Origin of the sequence: Rhodobium gokarnense (assembly GCF_025961475.1) — a bacterium.
Taxonomy (GTDB): Bacteria; Pseudomonadota; Alphaproteobacteria; order Rhizobiales; family Rhodobiaceae; genus Rhodobium; species Rhodobium gokarnense.
Genome location: NZ_JAOQNS010000002.1, coordinates 426,456 through 445,030 on the forward strand (window position 1 = coordinate 426,456; position 18,575 = coordinate 445,030).

The following is an 18,575-nucleotide window of genomic DNA, read 5'->3' on the forward strand; positions in this document are numbered from 1 at the left end:
GCAAGGGTGAGTCGGCGGCATGACCATCGACGTCGAAGACGAGTTCGAGGAATATGAGGAAGCCCTCGGCGGCGAGCGTCGCCGCCGGTTCCAGCTCTATGGCCTCATCCTCCTGATCGGCGTCGGCGTCGTCATCGCGCTCTTGTGGAGCCGGATCGTCATCACCATCGAATCCGGCGAGGCCGGCGTGCTCTACCGCTGGGTCTCCGGCACGGAGATGAACCAGATCTACGGCGAGGGCCTGCACATCATCTGGCCGTGGAACCGGATGTATGTCTACAACGTCCGCCTGCAGACCAAGGAACGCAACTACACGATGCTGACAAAGGGCGGCCTGCCGATCGACCTGCAGATCGCCGTGCGCTACCAGCCGGACCTGCGGCTGCTGCCGCTGCTCCACGTCACCGTCGGCCCGGAATACCTCAACAAGATCGTCTTTCCGGAGACGGAGGCGGTGCTGCGCCGCGCCGTCGGCCAGTACACGCCCGAACAGGTCTACACCAGCAAGCGCGGCTTCCTGGAATCGATCGTCGTCAGCAGCCTGACCAATGTGGAGGACCGCTACGTCATCGTCGACGACGTCCTGGTGCGCAGCGTCGAGCTGCCGCCCGCCGTGCGCCTTGCGGTGGAGCGCAAGCTGACCCTGTCGGAGGAGGAGAAGGCCTACGACTACCGCATCGGCATCGAGCGCAAGGAAGCCAAGCGCAAGGAGATCGAGGCCGGCGGCATCATGCTCTATCAGAACACCATCAAGAAGAGCCTCAACGAGGACCTGTTGCGCTGGCAGGGCGTGCAGGCGACCAAGCAGCTCGCCACCTCGCCCAATTCCAAGACGGTGGTGATCGGCTCCGGCAAGGACGGCCTGCCGCTGATCCTCGGCGGCGACCGCTAGGCGCGATGGCCGACGACGACGCCCTCGATGTTGAGGACGAGAGCGCCGAGCGCCCGGCGGTCAGCGTCTGGCTCGTCCTCGCCGCGCTCTTTGCGCTCGCCCTGTCGGTGCTGGCGCTGACCGAGGCGACGGGCCGGACCGCCCTCGTCTCGCGCGTCCAGGTCCTCCTGTTCGGCCCGGCCGACGACAATCTGAGGATCGTTGCCGTCTACGGCACCGGCGGCGAGGAGCACAGCTTCCTGCGCGGTGCCCGCATGGCGATCGACCGGATCAACGACGCGGACGGCGGCCTGTTCAAAAAGCGGCTGGAACTCGTCTCCTACGGCGAACGGGTCCATTCCGACGAGACCCCGCTGGAATCGACGGTTGCCCAGACGCTCGCCCTGTCGGGCCGCATTGCCCGCACCAAGAATCTCCTCGCCGTCGTCGGCCACCAGTGGTCGGACACGGCCGTTGCCGCCAGCTCCATCTACAGCCTCAACGACGTCCTGTTCCTGGCCACCCACGCAACGGCCGCCTCGCTGACCAACCACGACTTCAACACCGTGTTCGCCCTGCAGCCGGACAACGCCACCAATGCCGAGGTGGTGGCGAACTACGCCATGAAGAACGGCATGCGCCGCTTCGTCGTGCTCTCCGACAAGACCGACTACGGCAAGGAGAGCGCGGCCTTCTTCACCGCGGCGATCACCAATGCCGGCGCCGACCTGGTGTTCCGCGGCAACCTTGCGAGCGGCCGGCGGTCGATCGACCAGCTGCTGATGTTCATCCTCGACAACAATCTCTTCAAGCGGAGCGACTTCGACGCCTTCTTCATCGTCTCCTCGTCGATCCCGGAGACGGCGGAGTTCATCAAGCGGAGCCGCGACCTCGGCCTCACCATGCCGATCCTCGGCATGGAGTACCTGTTCTCCGCGGACATGGAAAAGGCCGTCGGCAAGGAGGCGATGAAGGATGTCATCGGGGTGTCGCTCTACGACCGGGACAACATTTCGGAGCGCGCCAGGACCTTCGTCGACGCCTTCCAGAAGGCCTTCGGCACCATGCCCGACCTCGACGCGGCGCTCGGCTACGATGCGGTGACGCTGGTCCGCGATGCCGCCCGGCGCGCCGGTTCCCGCGATCCGGACCGGCTGTCGGACATCCTCAAGGTGGCGCGCTACAAGAAGCCCTTCGTCGGGGTCACCGGGCCGCTCGTCTTCGACCGCAACGGGTTGATCACCGATACTCAGGTCTTCATCATCCGCCACGACGGCACCGAATTCCGCACCGCCGCCCATTATGAAATCCCGACGACATGGGATACCCTCGGCGAGGATTCCGGCGAGACCAGCACGGAAAGCTGGACGTCGCCGGACGAGGGTGTCCGCCCCGATGAGGAGAGGCAAGACCAATGACGCTTTTCGTGAACCCCTGGATCTTCCTCTTCTGGGTCGTGGCGAGCTGGATCATCGGCATGCTCGGCCGCGACACGCGCTTCGGCTTTGCCGGCAATTTCCTGGTTGCGTTCCTGTTCAGCCCGCTGGTCGGCATCATCGTGCTGCTCGCGTCCGACCGCTCCCGCCGCACGACCGTCGCCCGCCGCCGCCGCAAGGCCTGACCGCCCCGTCCGATCCGTCCCATCCGCACACGCGCGTGCCGCCGGTCTGTCGCCGTGCCGCTGCACTCTCATCCTATATTTATATGAAGTATACGTGTGCTAATATTGTGTACTACGGTGTATTTATCGGCGGGCATTAAATAAAAATCAATGCATGAAAGGCTTTCTTCTCGAAAGTACTGGGTTCCGAGGAGACCGGCCTTGAAGAATATTACGCTGCAGATCGCGCTTGCCGCGCTTATTCCCTCGCTCGCGGTTGTCGGCCTGGCCGGCAACACCATCCTGGAGCGTTATGAAACCTATAGCGAAATCCAGACGATGGTTCCGCTGACCATTATGGCGGAAGATGCCGCCAACCTGGTGCACGAGATCCAGAAGGAGCGCGGCGCGACCGCCGCCTATATGAACGGCGGCTTCACGGACAAGGCGCGCGCGGTGGTCGACCAGCAAAGGAAGCTGACCGATGCGGCCGCGGATGTCTTCTGGTCCCGGGTGAACGCGATGGACGAGCGCGTGACCGGGAAAATCGAAGATATCGAGGGCATTCTCGACGCCCAGGAAGAGATCAGGGTCGTCCGCGCCGGCATCGACGACCGGAGCAAGTCCAGCGCCGAAGCGATCAAGGTGTTCTCCGAGGAGATCACGGAATATGTGGCGGTCATCGTCGCGGTCATCAAACATAGCCCGACGCGGGATATCTCCGAAAACCTGATCCCGTTCCTGTCCCTGGTGGAAGCGAAGGAAGCCGGCGGCAAGGAGCGTGCGTTCGGCTCGGCCCTGTTTGCGTCCATGGCCGCAAACGGCAACTTCGAATATCCGGTCTTTCTCCGCTACATGTCGATGCTTGGCGCCGAACACGCCTATCTGGAGGAGTTTGAGGCCAACGCGACCGATGCGCAGGAGGCGCTCTTCAAGGAAACGGTCAAGGGACCGGACGTGGAGCAGGTCGAAGCCTGGCGCAACGTTCTCAAGGACCTTCCGAACTCCCGCGACGCGCAAGGCATCAGGGCGCTCGACTGGTTCGCGGCCGCCACAAGGCGCCTGGACATGCTCAAAAAGGTCAGCGACGATCTGGTGCATCGCGCGGAGGGATCCGCGAAGGCCGGTGCCGCCAGGCTCTTCAATCAAATGCTGACGCTGCTCGGCGTCGTCGCCGTCTTGGGCGCGATCGTGGCCGTCTTCGTCATCGCGCAGGTCCGCTCCATCATCCGCGCCCTGAAGCGGCAAAGAAATACGATCGCCGAACTCGCGGACGGCAATGTCGACATCGATATTCCGGATGCGGATCGTTCCGACGAGCTCGGCGACATCGCCCGCGCCTCGGAGGTCTTCCGCGACAAGATTCTTGAAAGCCGCCGGCTTGAAGAGGTGGAGCAGGCCGCCCGTCTCGGCCGGCGCCGGCGCCGCGAGCAACTGGAAAACGGCATCAAGATGTTCGAGGCCAAGATCGGCACCGTCCAGGAGCGGCTGTCTGCCCAGACCCGGAACGTGACCGCAACTGCGACCGACATGGTCCGGATCGCCCAGACCGCGGAAACCCAGGCCTCCGCCGCCTCGTCCGCGACCGCCAGCGCGACGGACAATGTGCAGACGGTCGCCTCGGCCGCGACCGAGCTTTCCGCCTCGATCCGGGAGATTTCCAACCAGGCGACGACCGCCACCTCCGTCGCGACCGAGGCCGCGCAAAGGGCAGAGGAAACCGACAAGGACGTCGGTGCCCTTGCCGATGCCGCCGACAAGATCGGCGAAGTGGTCGAGATGATCCGGGCGATCGCCGAACAGACCAACCTGCTGGCGCTCAACGCCACCATCGAGGCGGCGCGCGCGGGCGAGGCCGGCAAGGGATTCGCCGTCGTCGCGGCGGAAGTGAAGGAGCTCTCCAACCAGACGGCAAAGGCCACCGACGAGATCGCCAACCAGATCGGCGGCGTTCAGGTCTCGACCAAGACGGCCGTGGAATCGATCCGCAACATCGTCACCAGGATCGAGGAAGTGCGCGCGGTCTCAAGCGCGATCGCCGCGGCCGTCGAGGAGCAGGAAGCGGCCACTGCGGAGATCACCCAGAGCATCACCTATGCGTCCGACGGGGCGACGGCGGCGGCCGAAAACGTCCAGCATGTCGCAACGACGATCGAGAGCACCCGCCAGCAGTCCCAGGTCATGGAAGACGCCGGCAACCAGCTCGGGGAAGTCGCCGTCCAGCTCACGAGCGCGGTCGACGCCTTCCTGCAGGAGGCGCGGGCGGAAGAGGCGGCCTGACGTGCTTTGCGCGCGAGCCCGCGCAACGAAAAACCTGTGCAACGAAAAATGCCGCCGGCCCGTCTGGACCGGCGGCATCTGATTCCTGCGGGCCTTGAAAGGCTCAGGACGCGGAGCTTTCCACCGTCTCTTCGGTCTTGTCCTTGACCTTGCGGGCGAGGTCCTTGCCCTTTTCGAACTGCTCCTTGTAGAAGGCGCGCATCTTGCTGGCGTTGAAGTCCAAGAGCGTGCCGCCTTCCTCGTAATGCTTGACGATCGACCGGCCGACCGCGAAGGTCGCGCCGCCCGCCACCACCGGCAGCGAGACCATGCCGACCATCCAGCCGATGCCGGGGATCAGCTTGGTGGCGCTGGCGGCCACCACATAGCCGGCGCCATAGCCGACGACGCCGCCGGCGAGCGCATAGATCACCTTGCGGCCGATGCTTTCGGAGAACGGCTTGCCGTAGAGCTGCGACAGCTTCTGGATCATGCGAAGCTGGATCGCGACCACGGCGGCGATGTCGAAGAAGGCGATCGGGACGATGCTGGCCGCCACCGAGGCGATCACATAGTCCTTGATGAGATTGTCGGCCGTCAGCTCGCGCGCGACGTCGAACTCTTCCTCTGCGGCGGCTTCCACCGCCTCTGCCTCGGCTGCCTTTGCAGCGCTTGCCTTGGTCGCCATTCATGCCTCCTCGAAGGGTGTCCGGGCCCGCCACCGCGCCGGGCCGAAGGAATCGTGTTGGTCAGACGACCAACGAAACGCGTTGCGAACGGTACTCTTTTAGGTCGAAAATGGAAAGACTTGGCGCGGCCTCGGCCCTGTTTTTCTTGGGTTGAAGCCGGCCCGCGACCGTTGCCGCAAAGCAACGGGCGAAGTCAGGCGGCCTCGCCCTGCAACTCTTCCAGGTAAACCTCGCCGACGATGCGCACCAGCACGACGGCCGAGACCGAGGTCAGCGCGACGCCGAGAACGTGCGGCCCGGGCGTCATCTTCAACAGGCCGTTGGTGGTGAAGCTGGCAATCCCGGGCGCCGCCATGCCGGTCAGCATGGCCGTCGCCAGCCGCCGGCTGCGGTCCGTATCGATCGGCCGGCCGTAGAGCCGCGACAGCTTGCGCAGCATGCGCTCCACGATCGCCGCGATCGCGGCAAGGTCGACGACCGGCACCGGCACGAGCCCGGCGACGGCACCAAAATTGGCGTGCCGTTCGATGATGAGGCGGGCCGAGGCCTCCCGGAACGCGGCCCGCGTCGGCAGGCCCGACGGGGCCGGAACGGCGGCGGCGACGGCGGGAAGGGACGGCGCGGCCGGCCTTGACGGCGCGACGGGCTCCGGCAGGGCGCCGGCTTTCCCGTCCGGCATGGCCTCGGTGCTGTCGGGCGTCGCCGAAGCCTTCGCGGCCGCCGGTTCCGGCGCGCGCTTTTCGTCGGCGAGCGCGGCGCTTGCCGCATCGCGCAGGTCGTCGAGGGTGCGGGTCGAGGTCTTCGGCAGCCGCTTGGTCATGCCGTCAGCGCCTTCTTGGTCGAAAGCAGCGCCTCGGCCTCGTCGGCAATCGCCGCGATGTCGCGCGCGGCGGGGCCGTCCGCCGCCGTCAGGCTCGGCGTTGCGCCATAGAGCGCGGCCTCCGCATAGGCGACCCGGTTGGTCATGTCGGCTGAAAGCAGCGGAAAGCCGCTCTCGGCAAGGTCGGCGCGCACATGGCGGGCGATGACGCTGCCGGGCGTCGTCTGGGTCAGCACGCAGCGGAACGTCGGCGCCCAGCCCTTGACCCCGCTCATCAGCGTCTTGACCGTGTCCATCATCCGGTCGACGTCGAGCGGCGATGCCTTGACCGGGATCAGCACCAGGTCGGCAACGGCGAGCGCCGCGACCGTGATCTCGCTGTCGAAGCCCGGCGTGTCGACGATGGTGATGCCGTGGCCGGCGCGCCGCGCCTTGATCGCCTGCCAGACGCCCGGGTCGGCTTCTTCCAGCAGCGCGACGCCGCCGAGCGCGCCGTCCCGCTCCGCAAGCCGCGTCGCCGAGCGCTGCGGATCGGCATCGACGAGGAGGGGCTTAAGCCCCTTCAACTGCCAGTGGACGGCAAGACAGCAGGCAAGGGTCGTCTTGCCGCTGCCTCCCTTCAACGATGCCACCGTGACAACCGGTCCGGTCATTTGCTTCCGTCCGTCTGATTCTTCTCGATTTACAAAAGTATTAGCGTAATTCGACGGGAATGCCATGGCCGAGCAAGCGGAGCGGCGCAGACGGCGGCACACGCCACCAGCGACGCGGCAGCGCCGCCTGCCGTCGCTCGTCCCGTATGTCCGCCGAGATGCCGGTCGGCACCGGGGCCGACCTCAATGACCGGACAGGACCAGCGTCTGGATCGGCAGCCGCAAGGCCTTCGACCTGAGGATCGCCGCGGGGAGAACGGCGACGGTGTCGACCATGTGCAGGAACAGGCCCTCCAGGAAGCCGGCATCGCCGGATGCCAGCCGCTTGTGGTTGCTGGTATAGGCAACGGCGGAGCAACTGCTTCCCGGCGGCACGCCGGCAAAGCCGCCCTCATAGAGTGGTTCCAGCTTTGCGGTGATCGCTCCGGGCGGCTGCGCATTCGCGCTCTCGAGCAACTGTGTGGTCGCCCCCAACTGGCCCGCCGCGATGTGCATCTGCACGTCGGTCACGACCATCGGGATGACGGTGAAAGGCTTGGAGATGCAGGTCACCTCGGCAATCATTCCGGGGTGGATGACCTGTGCCTCCAGTTGCCCGAAACCGGCAATGACGCCGTAACGCCCGGCATCGTCCGGCACCAGGATGCCGGCCGGCCGCATCATCGGATTGACCACGTCGCCGACGCGCAGGGAAAACTGCTCGACCGTTCCGTCCGTGCCGGCGACGACGAGGGTCTTGGAAAGGTCGACCTCGGCCTGGGCGCGCGCGGCCTCGGCGCTCGCCTTTTGCGCCGGCAGGAGGACGTTGATCTGGGTTTCGACATTCTTCTTGTTGGCGGTTGCGGCATCGACGCCGCCCTTGCGGCTGTCGACGATGTTCTGCAGCCGCTCGATCTCGCGCGTCGTGACGACGTTCGCGTTGCGCCGCTGCAGCTCCAGCTTCGTCTCCAGGTCGTCGGTGGCCTGTTTCAGCGACGCACGGGACTGGCGTAGCTGGGCCTCGGCGGCGTCCAGTTCGGCCTTTGCGACCGCCATGGAGGCGTCGATCTCGGCGACCTTGCGGCGGGCCGTCTCCAGCGCCGCCTGCTGCTGGGAACTGTCCAGACGGAAGATCGGGTCGCCGGCCTTGACCTTGCGCACCAGGCCGGGCTCCAGGAAGACCTCCTGCACGCGCCCGCGGGTCTCCGGCAGGATCGGGACCGTGCGGTAGGCGGCGACCGCGTTGCTGGTCGAGGGGTGGTAATAGAAGATCATTGCGATCAGCGAGATCGTCAGGATGAGGCAGGAGATGATGCCCCAGCGCAATTCGTACCAGACCGAATAGAACGTGATCTCCCGGCCGATCCGCTTGCCCTGGACGTAGCGGCGGAACAGGTAGTCCGGCAGGATCGTGATGAGCGAGCAAAGCAGCGTTTCGAGCATCGGCCGGCCTCACGCCTGTTCGGGTTGTGGTGGCGTTGCCGATTGCGGCGCGGCAGCGCCGGCGGGAGGCTCTGCGGACGCCTTGCCGGTGTCCCGGTCCTCGGCCGATACCTTTTCGTCGTGGTCACGGGGACCGGCCATGCGCCGCAGCGAGCGGGCCATCGACAGGAGCGGCGTGACGACGTCCGGAACGCGCAGGAACGCAAGGAGCAGCGCCGCCACCCAGAACAGATTGTTGTGTGTGAACAGCGCCAGCAGCGCCAGGATGGCGACGATTTCAAACTGCGTGCGCCCGGCGCCATGGGCAAGACGTTCCGGCAGCGAGTGCAGCCAGAGATAGATGTTGCCAACGATCAGGACCATGACCACCAGGAAGACGATCATGACAGTGAAGAGATAATCGCCGCCGTCCGCCGTGGGAATGAAATGCGGCAGGTGGTCTATCGCGGCAGGATGCAACTCTGGCGGCATGGGCTCCCCTCCCGGGCGCTATGGCCTGGCACTGTGTCAGTTGGAAAGCTAACGGATCGGCCGGCGCAGTGCTACGAACAAATGCGTAGGCACGAGGGGCGAAACCGGTCCCGCCGGCGCTTCCTGTGCATACCCACACGGCGGTCCGTTTTCCCGCCCGGAATCCTATGAACAAAATTTTCAGGAATATTGACATTTGCCGCAATTGGAGGATCATTCTGAAAATAATTTGCAAAAAATCCAAAACCGAGGAAACGCCATGGATATCCACGCTCCCAACGGGAAGATCACCACCTGGCTGGCGACATTTTCAGACGCCCTTGCCAAGGGCGATATCGACGCCGCCGTCGGCCTTTTCGCGACCGATTGCTACTGGCGCGATCTCCTGACCTTCACCTGGAACATCAAGACCATGGAAGGCCGCGACCAGATCCGGGACATGCTGGAGGCGACGCTGTCGACGGCCAAGCCCGTGAAATGGGAACTGGTCGGCGACGCCTCCGAGGCGGACGGCATCACGGAAGGCTGGATTCGGTTCGAGACTGAGGTCGCCCGCGGCGAAGGCCATCTGCGCCTCAACGCCGAGGGCGCCTGGACGCTGCTGACGGCAATGACCGAGCTGAAGGGCTTTGAGGAACGGAAGGGCACGACCCGCGAGAGCGGCGTGGAACACCGGGTCCAGCCCGGCCGCAAGACCTGGCTGGAGGAGCGCCGGGCGGAAGAGGCGAGCCTCGGCTACACCGAGCAGCCCTATTGCGTGATCATCGGCGGCGGCCAGGGCGGCATCGGCCTCGGCGCGCGGCTGCGCCGCAACGGCGTCTCCACCATCATCATCGAGAAGAACGAGCGCCCCGGCGATAGCTGGCGCAAGCGCTACAAGTCGCTCTGCCTGCACGATCCGGTCTGGTACGACCACCTGCCCTATCTGCCGTTCCCGGAGCACTGGCCGGTGTTCTCGCCCAAGGACAAGATCGGCGACTGGCTGGAAAGCTACACCAAGATCATGGAGCTGAACTACTGGGCGAGCACGGTCTGCGAAAGCGCCTCCTATGACGAGGAAAAGGGCGAGTGGACCGTCAAGGTGGTGCGCGAGGGCAAGCCCGTCACCCTCAGGCCCAAGCAGCTCGTGCTGGCGACCGGCATGTCCGGCCGGCCGATGATCCCGGAATTCGCCGACCGCGAGAAATTCAAGGGCAAGGTCCACCATTCCTCGCAGCATCCGGGCGGCGACGGTTACGAGGGCAAGAAGGTCCTCGTCGTCGGCTCCAACAACTCCGCCCATGACATCGCTGCCGACCTCTACGAGCACGGCGCCGACGTCACCATGGTGCAGAGGAGCTCCACCCATGTGGTGAAGTCGGAGACGCTGATGGATCTCGGCCTCGGCCCGCTCTATTCGGAAGAAGCCGTCGCCAGGGGGATCGACACCCACACGGCCGACATGACCTTTGCCTCCGTGCCCTACGCGGTCCTCGCCGACGTCCAGAAGCCGGTCTATGAAGAGGTCCGCAAGCGCGACAAGGACCTCTACGACCGACTGGAAAAGGCCGGCTTCCTGCTCGATTTCGGCGAGGACGGCTCCGGCCTTTTCATGAAATATCTGCGCCGCGGCTCCGGCTATTACATCGATGTCGGCGCCTCGGAGCTGATCGCCAGCGGCAAGATCAAGCTGAAGGCCGGCCAGGCGACCGCTTATACGGAAAACGGCCTCGTCGTCGATGGCGAGGAGCTTCCCGCCGACCTCATCGTGCTCGCCACCGGCTATGCCTCCATGAACGGCTGGGCGGCGGAGCTGATCTCCGAGGAGGTCGCCGACAAGGTCGGCAAGTGCTGGGGCCTCGGCTCCGGCACGACAAAGGACCCCGGCCCCTGGGAGGGCGAATTGCGCAACATGTGGAAGCCGACCCAGCAGGAGGGTCTGTGGTTCCACGGCGGCAACCTGCACCAGTCGCGCCACTATTCGCGCTACGTCGCCCTGCAGCTGAAGGCCCGCAAGGAGGGCATCCCGACGCCGGTCTACGGCATGTCGGAAGTGTATCACCTGGCGTGATTTTTTCCGGGGCCGGCGTCACCCTCGTCGGCCCCGACTCCCACCAGCGATCCAAAGGACCAAAAAGATGACCGAGGCCGCTTTCTGGCCGGACGGTGCCCGTCTGGTGCTGTCCATCTCCATGCAGTTCGAGGCCGGCGGCGAGGTCGTCTACGGCGCGCCGGGTCCGCTCGACGGCCTCGGCACCATGGACGACGTTCTCGATTACCCGACCAAGAGCTGGTACCGCTACGGCTATGTCGAAGGCCTGCAGCGGATGATGGATCTGTGGGACCGGTTCGGCATCAAGGTCACCTCCCACATGGTCGGCTCGGCCGTCGACAATGCGCCGCACATCGCCCTCGAGATCGTGGAACGCGGCCACGAGGCCGCCGCCCACGGCCGCGACTGGGTCCCGCAATACGACATGGAGGCGGACGCCGAGAAGGCCTTCATCGAGGCGAACGTTGCGAGCATCGAAAGGGCCACCGGCACCCGGCCCCTCGGCTACAACAGCGCCGCCATGCGCCCGACCGCCAATACCCTCAAGATCCTCTCCGACCTCGGCTTCACCTACCACATCGACGACGTCAGCCGCGACGAGCCCTTCCTCATCCCGGTCCGTGGCAGGCCGTTCGCGGTCGTGCCCTACACGCTGCAGCACAACGACATCATCCAGTTCGAGCGCTACGGCTTTTCCGCCCACGACTTCGAGCGCGAGCTGAAGGACGGCTTCGACCAGCTCTACGAGGAGGCGGCGCACAGACGCCGGATGATGTCGATCTCGCTCCACGACCGCATCGGCGGCCGCCCGCACCGGGTTCGCGCGATCAGCCGCTTCCTGGAATACGCGCTCGCGCAACCCGGCGTCATCGTCCTGCGCAAGGACGAGATCGCGGCCTTCGCGCTCACCGACCCGACCATTCTCCAGGACGTCAACGAGCACGACCGCTGGGCGGAGATCGAAGACGGCCTCGGCACGGCGAAAGTCGGGCGGATGGGGTAGGGGCGAGATCGGGGAAAAAAGCCGCTTCGTCGGTCACACATTCGGTTCCGAACCTCGACGCCAACAAAAAAGCCCGCCGACGGATCGGCGGGCAGGGCGTTCCAGAGGGTCTGGAAGGCTCACGATAAGGTCAGGTCAGCGTCTTGCAGTCGGTGAGAGTCACCTCGGCGAGGCTCGGCACGACTTTGTCGGCGCCGGAAAAGTCCTCGTCGGCGGTATAGGACGACGTCGTGACGACGCAGTGCATGCCGGCGGCAAGCGCCGCCTTCATGCCGATCTCGCTGTCTTCGACGACGACGCAGGCGGCCGGGTCGAGGCCGAGCTTGTCTTTCGCCAGATTGTAGATGTCCGGGTTCGGCTTCTTCCTCGGCACCATGTCGCCGGCAAAGACCGGCATGTGTTTCGCCCGGTCCGGGCCGAGCAGGACGTCGACGACGGCCTGGACGGCACGTTCGTTGGAGGTCGAGCAGACGGCGATCTTCTTTCCGTCCGCGATCGCCTCGTCGACGATCGCGGCGATGCCGGGCCTGAGCGGCAGGGCGCCGCCCTCGATCAGCTCCATGAAGAGGCCGGTCTTCAGCTTGTGGAGGTCGAGGATGAAGGCGTCGCGCTCCTCCTCCGGCACGGGCCATTCCGTCTCGTCGAAATGGCGCCGCATACGCTCCTTGCCGCCGGCGGTCTTCAGGAGCTCGCCGTAACGCTCCACCGACCACGTAACGTCCAGTCCCTTTGCGGCGAATGCCTTGTTGAAGGCGACCCGGTGGCCGTCCCGCTCGGTGTCGACGAGGACGCCGTCGCAGTCGAAGATGAGGGCCTGCATCTCAGCCATGTTACGCCGCCTTCATCTGGCTGGCTTTGCCTTCCGAGCCGAAGGTGCGGATCATGTCCGTGACGCCGGCCTTCATGGTCTCGTACTGGGCCTCGATATAGGGGATCGGCTCCTTCACCGGCGGCTCTTTCTTCTTCAGGTCGCAGAAGCCGTCGACGAAATGCTTCTTGTGCATGGTCGAGATGTTGACCTTGGCGCAGCCGGACTGGATGCAGCGGGTGAACTGCTCGTCGGTGAGCCCGGTGCCGCCATGCAGCGCGATCGGAATATCGATGATGCTCGTCAGTTTCTCAAGGCGGTCATAGGCGATCTTCGGCTCGCCCTTATAGTCGCCATGGGCGGTGCCGATGGCCGGCGCGAAGACCGCGAGTTCCGGCATTTCCTTGCAGAAGGCGAGGCACTCGTCGACATCGGCGAGGATCGCCTCGTCCTCGGCGACGAACTTGTCGTCTTCGACGCCGCCGATGGCGCCGAGTTCTGCCTCAAGGCCGACACCGGCCGCCATGGCGATGTCGTAGGCCTGTTTGGATTTCCTGACGTTCTCCTCGAACGGATCGGCCGAGCCGTCGAACATCACCGAGGTCCAGCCATTGTCGATGCAGCCCTTGATGACGTCGAGGTCCTTGCAGTGGTCGAGATGGAGCGCCACCGGCACGTCGGCATCGGCGGCGAGCGCGGCGACCCAGGACCCGAGCGTCTTGTGGCTCCACAGCTTGATGGTCTTGACCGAGACCTGGATGATGATCGGCGCGTTCAGCTCCTGTGCCCCGTCGACGATGGCGCGGGCGCTGTTGAAATCGATCATGTTGAAGGCGGCGATGCCGTAGCGGGCGGCCTTTGCGGTCTTCAGCATCGGCTTCATGTGAACGAGAGGCATGGGGACGTCTCCTCCTCGAAAAGGGATGGCTCTAGATGTGGATGGCGCGCCCATAGGCGCTGAGCACGCTCTCGTGCATCGCCTCCGACAGCGTCGGATGCGGATAGACGGTCTGCATGAGGTGCTCTTCGGTGGTTTCGTGGGAGATCGCGGTGGCGAACCCCTGGATCAGCTCGGTGACTTCCGGGCCGACCATGTGGGCGCCGAGAAGTTCTCCCGTTGCATCGTCGAAGACGGTCTTGACGAAGCCCTCCGTATCGCCGAGGGCGACGGCCTTGCCGTTGCCGATGAAGGGGAATTTTCCGACGCGGATTCTTCGGCCGGCGTCCTTGGCGGCTTTTTCGGTAAGGCCGACCGAGGCGACTTGCGGATGGCAGTAGGTGCAGCCGGGGATCCGGGTCTTGTCGAGGGCGTGGGCGTCCTTTCCGGCGATGGCTTCGACGCAGAGAATCCCCTCGTGCTCGGCCTTGTGGGCGAGCATCGGCGCGCCGGCGACGTCGCCGATGGCGTAGACGCCGGCAACGTTGGTGCGGCAGAGCCCGTCGGTGACGATGCCGCCGCGGTCCGTCTTCACGCCGATGCTTTCCAGGCCAAGGTTTTCCGTGTTGGTAGCAACGCCGATGGCGGAGATGACCTTGTCGACGGTGACCGTCTCGGTCTTGCCGTCGGGACCTTCCAGCGTGACGGTGACCCCCTTGCCCGACTTATCGAGCTTCGTCGCCTTCGTGCCGGTCAACACCCGCATGCCGCGCTTCTCGAAGCGCTTGCGGGCAAAGGCGGCGACCTCCTCGTCCTCGTGCGGCAGGATCTGCGGCAGGAGTTCGACGATGGTGACCTCGGTGCCGAGCGAGCGGTAGAACGAGCCGAATTCGACGCCAATGGCGCCGGAGCCCATGACCAGCAGCGACTTCGGCACCTCCTTCGGCACCATCGCCTCGAAATAGGTGAGCACCTTGTCGCCGTCGGGCTCAAGGCCGGGCAGGGCACGCGGCCGGGCGCCGGTGGCGACGATGATGTGCTCTGCGCTGTAGCGGCCCGGTCCCTTGACGGCTTTCGGGGCGGGATGGGCCGGCTCGGCCGGCTTCTTCGACGGGGCGGCGACGTCCAGCGTGTGGGCGTCCTTGAAGCGTGCCTCGCCCCAGATCACGTCGACCTTGTTCTTCTTCAGGAGCATGCCGATACCGCCGTTGAGCTGGGCGGAGACGGCGCGCGAGCGCTTGACGATGGCGGCGATGTCGGGCTTTGCCTCGCCCGCCGTAATGCCGAAGGCCTTCGCCTCGCGCATCTGGTCGAGAAGGTCGGCGGAGCGCAAGAGCGCCTTGGTCGGGATGCAGCCCCAGTTGAGGCAGATGCCGCCGAGATGCTCGCGCTCGACAACGGCCGTCTTCAGGCCGAGCTGGGCGGCGCGGATCGCGGCCACATAGCCGCCCGGTCCGGCGCCGATGACGATGACGTCGTAGTCCCTGGTCATTCCGCCGCCGCCGAAAGTTTGCCGTCGAACATGTTGTAGGTGGAAATCGTCTCCGACAGCGCCTGCAGGAACTGGGCGCCATAGGCGCCGTCGACGGCGCGGTGGTCGGCGGCCAGCGACAGGGGCAGGATGTCCCGTACCTGGATGCCGCCGCGATGCTCGCGCACCTGGCGCTGGATCGGCCCGACACCGAGGATGCCGGCCTCCGGCGGATTGATGATCGGGATCACCTCGACGCCATACATGCCGAGATTGGAGATCGAGAAGGTGCTCTGGGCCTGCGACTTGGTCATGCCGCGCCTTGCGGCCGCCGCGTGCTCGCGCACGGAAGCGGCGATCTCGGCAAGGCTCATGAACGGCGTGTTCTCGATCGCCGGCACCATCAGCCCGTTCTCCACGGATACGGCGACGCCCACATTGACCTGGCCCTTCAGGACCACACGGTCGCTGGCCACATGGGCGTTGAGGCGCGGGAATTCCAGCAGCGTGAGCGCGGTCGCGTGGACGATGACGTCGTTCAGGGAAACCTTGTCGCCGCCCATGTCGAGATGGGCGCGGCGCCGGATCAGCAGGTCGCTGACGTCGACCTCCGCCTTCAGGTAGAAATGCGGGATGGTCTGCTTGGAGAGCAGCAGCCGGTCGGCGATCACCTGGCGCATGCGGGTGAACGGCTCTTCGCGGTCGCTGGTGTCGGCCGCCGGCAACGGCATCGGCTTGGCAGCGGGCGCCGCGGGAGCGGGGGCCGGGGCGGCGGCCGGTTGTTCTGTCGCCGGCGCCTTGGCCGCGCCGCTGGCAAGCGCCGCCTCGATGTCGCGCTTGACGACCGAGCCGCGCGGGCCGGTGCCTGCAATGGCGGTGATGTCGAGGCCGTTCTGCTTGGCGAGCCGGCGGGCGAGCGGTGAGGAGGAGGTGCCGCCGGAGCTTGCCGGCGCGGGCTCGGCCGTCTCGGCCGGCGCGGCGCTCTCCGGCGCTGGCGCTTTTTCCTCGGCCTTTGCCGCGTCCGCCGTATTGCCGTCGAGGCTTTCGCCCTCCGCGCCGACGAAGAGGATCGGCTCCAGCACGGTCGCCTTGTCGCCCTCGCCGTAGAGCAGCTTCAGGACGGTGCCTTCCTCGAAGGCCTCGACCTCGAAGCTCGCCTTTTCCGATTCCACCACGGCGACGATGTCGCCCTTCTTGACCGGGTCGCCGACCTTGACGTTCCAGGAAACGAGAACGCCCTCGGTGAGGTCCTGGCCGACCTGGGGCATCAGGATGGGGGCTGCCATGGGTCTAACGCCTTTCTTCAACAGTCGTTTTTCAAGGGCGCTATCAAGCGCGCGGGTCTGGTGCGGTGATCCCGCCATGTCCCGCGCCCCGTCGTCGGGCCGGGCATGGTGATTCCGGGGAGGACATGGCGGGACCTGTCGCGAAGGCGCGCCCGAATGCGGCGCGCAAAAACGAAGGTCAGGCCGCCTTGTCGGCGTGGAGCACGGACTTGGCGGCCGCCACGATGTCGGCCGTCTGCGGCACGGAGGCCTTTTCCAGTTCCAGGTTGAACGGGATCGGCGTGTTCATGCCGGCAACGATCTCCACCGGAGCGTCGAGGTCATAAAAGGCCTCCTGCTGGATGATCGAGGCGATGTCGGAGGCAACGCCGCCGCGGCGCACGGCCTCCTGGACGATGACGACGCGGTTGGTCTTGGCGACTGAAGCAAGGATCGCGTCCTTGTCGAGCGGCACCAGGGTGCGCGGATCGAGCACTTCGGCGGAAATGCCTTCCTCGGCCAACGCCTCTGCCGCCTCAAGCGTGCGCGGCACCATGTTCGACCAGGCGATCAGCGTGACGTCGCTGCCCTCGCGCTTGATGTCGGCCTTGCCGAACTCGATGACGAACTCGCCCTCCGGCACCATGCCCTTGGTCATGTAGAGGTGCTTGTGCTCCAGGAACATGACCGGGTCGGGCTGGCGCAGGGCGTATTTCAGCAGCCCCTTGGCGTCGTAGGGCGTCGAGGGCATCACGACCCTGAGACCGGGGATGTGGTAGAAGAGGGCTTCCAGGCTCTGGGAGTGCTGGGCCGCGACGCCGCCGCCCGTGCCCCCTTGCGTCCTGAGGACGAAGGGTACGCGGCCCTCGCCGCCTGTCATCAGCCGGAACTTTGCCGCCTGGTTGACGATCTGGTCCATGCCGAGCATGGCGAAGTCGATATAGAGGATTTCGACGACCGGCCGCGCATGGGCGATTGCCGCGCCGACGCCGACACCGATCATGCTGGCTTCCGAGATCGGCGTGTCGCGGACCCGGAGTGCGCCGAATTTGGCGAGCAGCCCCTCGGTCACCTTGTAGGACCCGCCGCGCTCGGCGATGCCCTCACCGATGATGAAGACCTCGTCGTTCAGCTCCATTTCCTCAAAGAGCGCTTCCCTGAGGGCTTCGCGGTACATCAGCTCACGGTCAGCCACGTGATCCTCCCCGTTTTCTTCTTCAGCGCCTTTTTCCAAGGGCGTTCGGTTTGTGCTCTTTGCGGTCAGTAGGCGGAGACGAATTCCTGGAATTCCTCAACCGAGATCTCGCCGGCGTTCTTGGCCTTGTCGACGGCCGCGTCGAATTCCTGCTGGATCTCTTCTTCCAGCTTGGCGACCTCCTCGGCCGACATCTTGCCGAGCTTGATGAGGTTGTCGCGCGCCCGGTCCACCGGATCGCGGTCCATGTAATATTTCAGCCGCTCCTCGGGCATGTATTTGCCGGGATCGTTCACGTGGTGGCCGGAGTGGCGGTAGGTCTTGGCCTCGATCAGGACCGGACCGAGGCCGGAGCGGCACTTCTTCACCGCATCGAGCACGGTCTCGTAGACCAGCAGCGGGTCGTTGCCGTCGATCTGGTGGCTTTCCACGCCGATCGCCTCGCCGCGCTTGTAAAGGTCCGTGTCGCGGGTCGCCTCTTCCAGGGTGGTGGAGACGGCGTACTGGTTGTTCTCGATGATCAGGATGAAGTTGAGGTTCCAGATCGCCGCGAGGTTGAGGGACTCCAGGAACGTGCCGTTGTTGGTGGCGCCGTCGGTCGTGAAGGTGATGGTGACGGCGTCCGAGCCGCGCACCTGATTGGCCAGCGCCGCGCCGACGCCGAGCGGCGTGCCGGCACCGACGATGCCGTTGGCGCCGAGATTGTTCTTGGTGATGTCGGCGATGTGCATGGAGCCGCCATAGCCCTTGCAGTAGCCGGTGCGCTTCTGCAGCAGTTCGGCGACCATGCCGTCGATTTCCGCGCCGCGGGCGATGCAGTGGCCGTGGCCGCGGTGGGTCGAGCCGATATAGTCCCGGTCCTCGATTGCCGCGCAGGCGCCGGTCGCGATGCCTTCCTGGCCGAGGGAGGGATGGAAATAGCCGCGCACCAGGCCCTGGCGGTAGAGCTTGATGCCGCCGCTCTCGAAGGTCCGGATGCGGAAGGCCGTCGTGAAAAGTTTTTCCAAAAGTTCCCTAGGCGGCGTGTTCGACCGCGTATTATCGGCTGCCATCCCCGTACCTCCCGGCATTTTCGGCGTTTTCGGCCCGTTTTCCGGCCCGTGTTTGCCAAAGCTATAACGGCGGCCGACGAAGTTGTA

17 protein-coding genes are annotated in these 18,575 nt (G+C 65.5%); 6 read left to right on the forward strand and 11 right to left on the reverse strand.

Features of this window, described 5'->3' with window-relative positions:
• Window positions 1-19: 19 nt before the first annotated feature.
• The 4 genes from M2319_RS04500 (at window position 20) to M2319_RS04515 (ending at window position 4,751) form a co-directional block, all read left to right on the forward strand.
• Window positions 20-892: a prohibitin family protein gene (locus M2319_RS04500; protein ID WP_264600243.1), complete on the forward strand. Its 873-nt coding sequence runs from the start codon at window positions 20-22 to the stop codon at window positions 890-892.
• A 5-nt stretch (window positions 893-897) separates the two neighbouring features.
• Window positions 898-2,289, forward strand: coding sequence for an ABC transporter substrate-binding protein (locus M2319_RS04505; protein ID WP_264600244.1), 1,392 nt, complete (start codon window positions 898-900; stop codon window positions 2,287-2,289).
• Entirely contained in the window at window positions 2,286-2,492 is a 207-nt protein-coding gene (locus M2319_RS04510; protein ID WP_264600245.1) for a hypothetical protein, read from the forward strand. The genes M2319_RS04505 and M2319_RS04510 overlap by 4 nt, the downstream gene beginning before the upstream one ends.
• A 201-nt stretch (window positions 2,493-2,693) precedes the next feature.
• Window positions 2,694-4,751 (forward strand): methyl-accepting chemotaxis protein, encoded by a 2,058-nt coding sequence (locus M2319_RS04515; protein ID WP_264600246.1) that lies wholly within the window; start codon window positions 2,694-2,696, stop codon window positions 4,749-4,751.
• Between the two features lie 103 nt (window positions 4,752-4,854).
• Here the strand turns inward: M2319_RS04515 and M2319_RS04520 are convergent, their stop codons facing one another.
• The 5 genes from M2319_RS04520 to M2319_RS04540 all read right to left on the reverse strand — a co-directional run bounded on the left by M2319_RS04520 (window position 4,855) and on the right by M2319_RS04540 (window position 8,785).
• Complete coding sequence (locus tag M2319_RS04520) at window positions 4,855-5,418, reverse strand: YcjF family protein (RefSeq protein WP_264600247.1); 564 nt, start codon at window positions 5,416-5,418, stop codon at window positions 4,855-4,857.
• A gap of 194 nt (window positions 5,419-5,612) precedes the next feature.
• On the reverse strand, window positions 5,613-6,239 hold the full coding sequence (locus tag M2319_RS04525) for a YcjF family protein (RefSeq protein ID WP_264600248.1): 627 nt from the start codon (window positions 6,237-6,239) through the stop codon (window positions 5,613-5,615).
• Complete coding sequence (locus M2319_RS04530; protein WP_264600249.1) at window positions 6,236-6,892, reverse strand: ParA family protein; 657 nt, start codon at window positions 6,890-6,892, stop codon at window positions 6,236-6,238. The genes M2319_RS04525 and M2319_RS04530 overlap by 4 nt, the downstream gene beginning before the upstream one ends.
• Window positions 6,893-7,075: 183 nt before the next feature.
• Window positions 7,076-8,314 (reverse strand): HlyD family secretion protein, encoded by a 1,239-nt coding sequence (locus M2319_RS04535; RefSeq protein WP_264600250.1) that lies wholly within the window; start codon window positions 8,312-8,314, stop codon window positions 7,076-7,078.
• A gap of 9 nt (window positions 8,315-8,323) precedes the next feature.
• Window positions 8,324-8,785 carry a hypothetical protein gene (locus M2319_RS04540; RefSeq protein WP_264600251.1) on the reverse strand — a complete coding sequence of 154 codons (462 nt, stop codon included), beginning with the start codon at window positions 8,783-8,785 and terminating at the stop codon, window positions 8,324-8,326.
• 259 nt (window positions 8,786-9,044) lie between these two features.
• Between M2319_RS04540 and M2319_RS04545 the strand changes: the two genes are divergently transcribed.
• Both M2319_RS04545 and M2319_RS04550 read left to right on the forward strand, forming a co-directional pair.
• Window positions 9,045-10,835, forward strand: coding sequence for an NAD(P)/FAD-dependent oxidoreductase (locus M2319_RS04545; protein ID WP_264600252.1), 1,791 nt, complete (start codon window positions 9,045-9,047; stop codon window positions 10,833-10,835).
• A 67-nt stretch (window positions 10,836-10,902) separates the two neighbouring features.
• A complete protein-coding gene (locus tag M2319_RS04550) occupies window positions 10,903-11,820 on the forward strand; it encodes a polysaccharide deacetylase family protein (protein WP_264600253.1) in 918 nt (305 codons plus the stop codon).
• Between the two features lie 130 nt (window positions 11,821-11,950).
• Here M2319_RS04550 and M2319_RS04555 read toward each other — a convergent pair whose 3' ends face one another.
• From M2319_RS04555 to M2319_RS04580, 6 genes are all read right to left on the reverse strand, one after another.
• Window positions 11,951-12,649 carry an HAD family hydrolase gene (locus tag M2319_RS04555; protein WP_264600254.1) on the reverse strand — a complete coding sequence of 233 codons (699 nt, stop codon included), beginning with the start codon at window positions 12,647-12,649 and terminating at the stop codon, window positions 11,951-11,953.
• A 1-nt stretch (window position 12,650) separates the two neighbouring features.
• A complete protein-coding gene (locus tag M2319_RS04560; RefSeq protein WP_264600255.1) occupies window positions 12,651-13,526 on the reverse strand; it encodes a class II fructose-bisphosphate aldolase in 876 nt (291 codons plus the stop codon).
• Window positions 13,527-13,557: 31 nt separating this feature from the next.
• A complete protein-coding gene (lpdA, locus tag M2319_RS04565) occupies window positions 13,558-14,997 on the reverse strand; it encodes a dihydrolipoyl dehydrogenase (RefSeq protein ID WP_264600256.1) in 1,440 nt (479 codons plus the stop codon).
• Entirely contained in the window at window positions 14,994-16,262 is a 1,269-nt protein-coding gene (locus M2319_RS04570) for a dihydrolipoamide acetyltransferase family protein (RefSeq protein WP_264600257.1), read from the reverse strand. Before M2319_RS04570 ends, lpdA begins: the two co-directional genes overlap by 4 nt.
• Before the next feature lie 178 nt (window positions 16,263-16,440).
• Entirely contained in the window at window positions 16,441-17,418 is a 978-nt protein-coding gene (locus M2319_RS04575; RefSeq protein WP_264600384.1) for an alpha-ketoacid dehydrogenase subunit beta, read from the reverse strand.
• Between the two features lie 83 nt (window positions 17,419-17,501).
• Entirely contained in the window at window positions 17,502-18,443 is a 942-nt protein-coding gene (locus M2319_RS04580) for a thiamine pyrophosphate-dependent dehydrogenase E1 component subunit alpha (RefSeq protein ID WP_264600258.1), read from the reverse strand.
• Window positions 18,444-18,575: the final 132 nt, after the last annotated feature.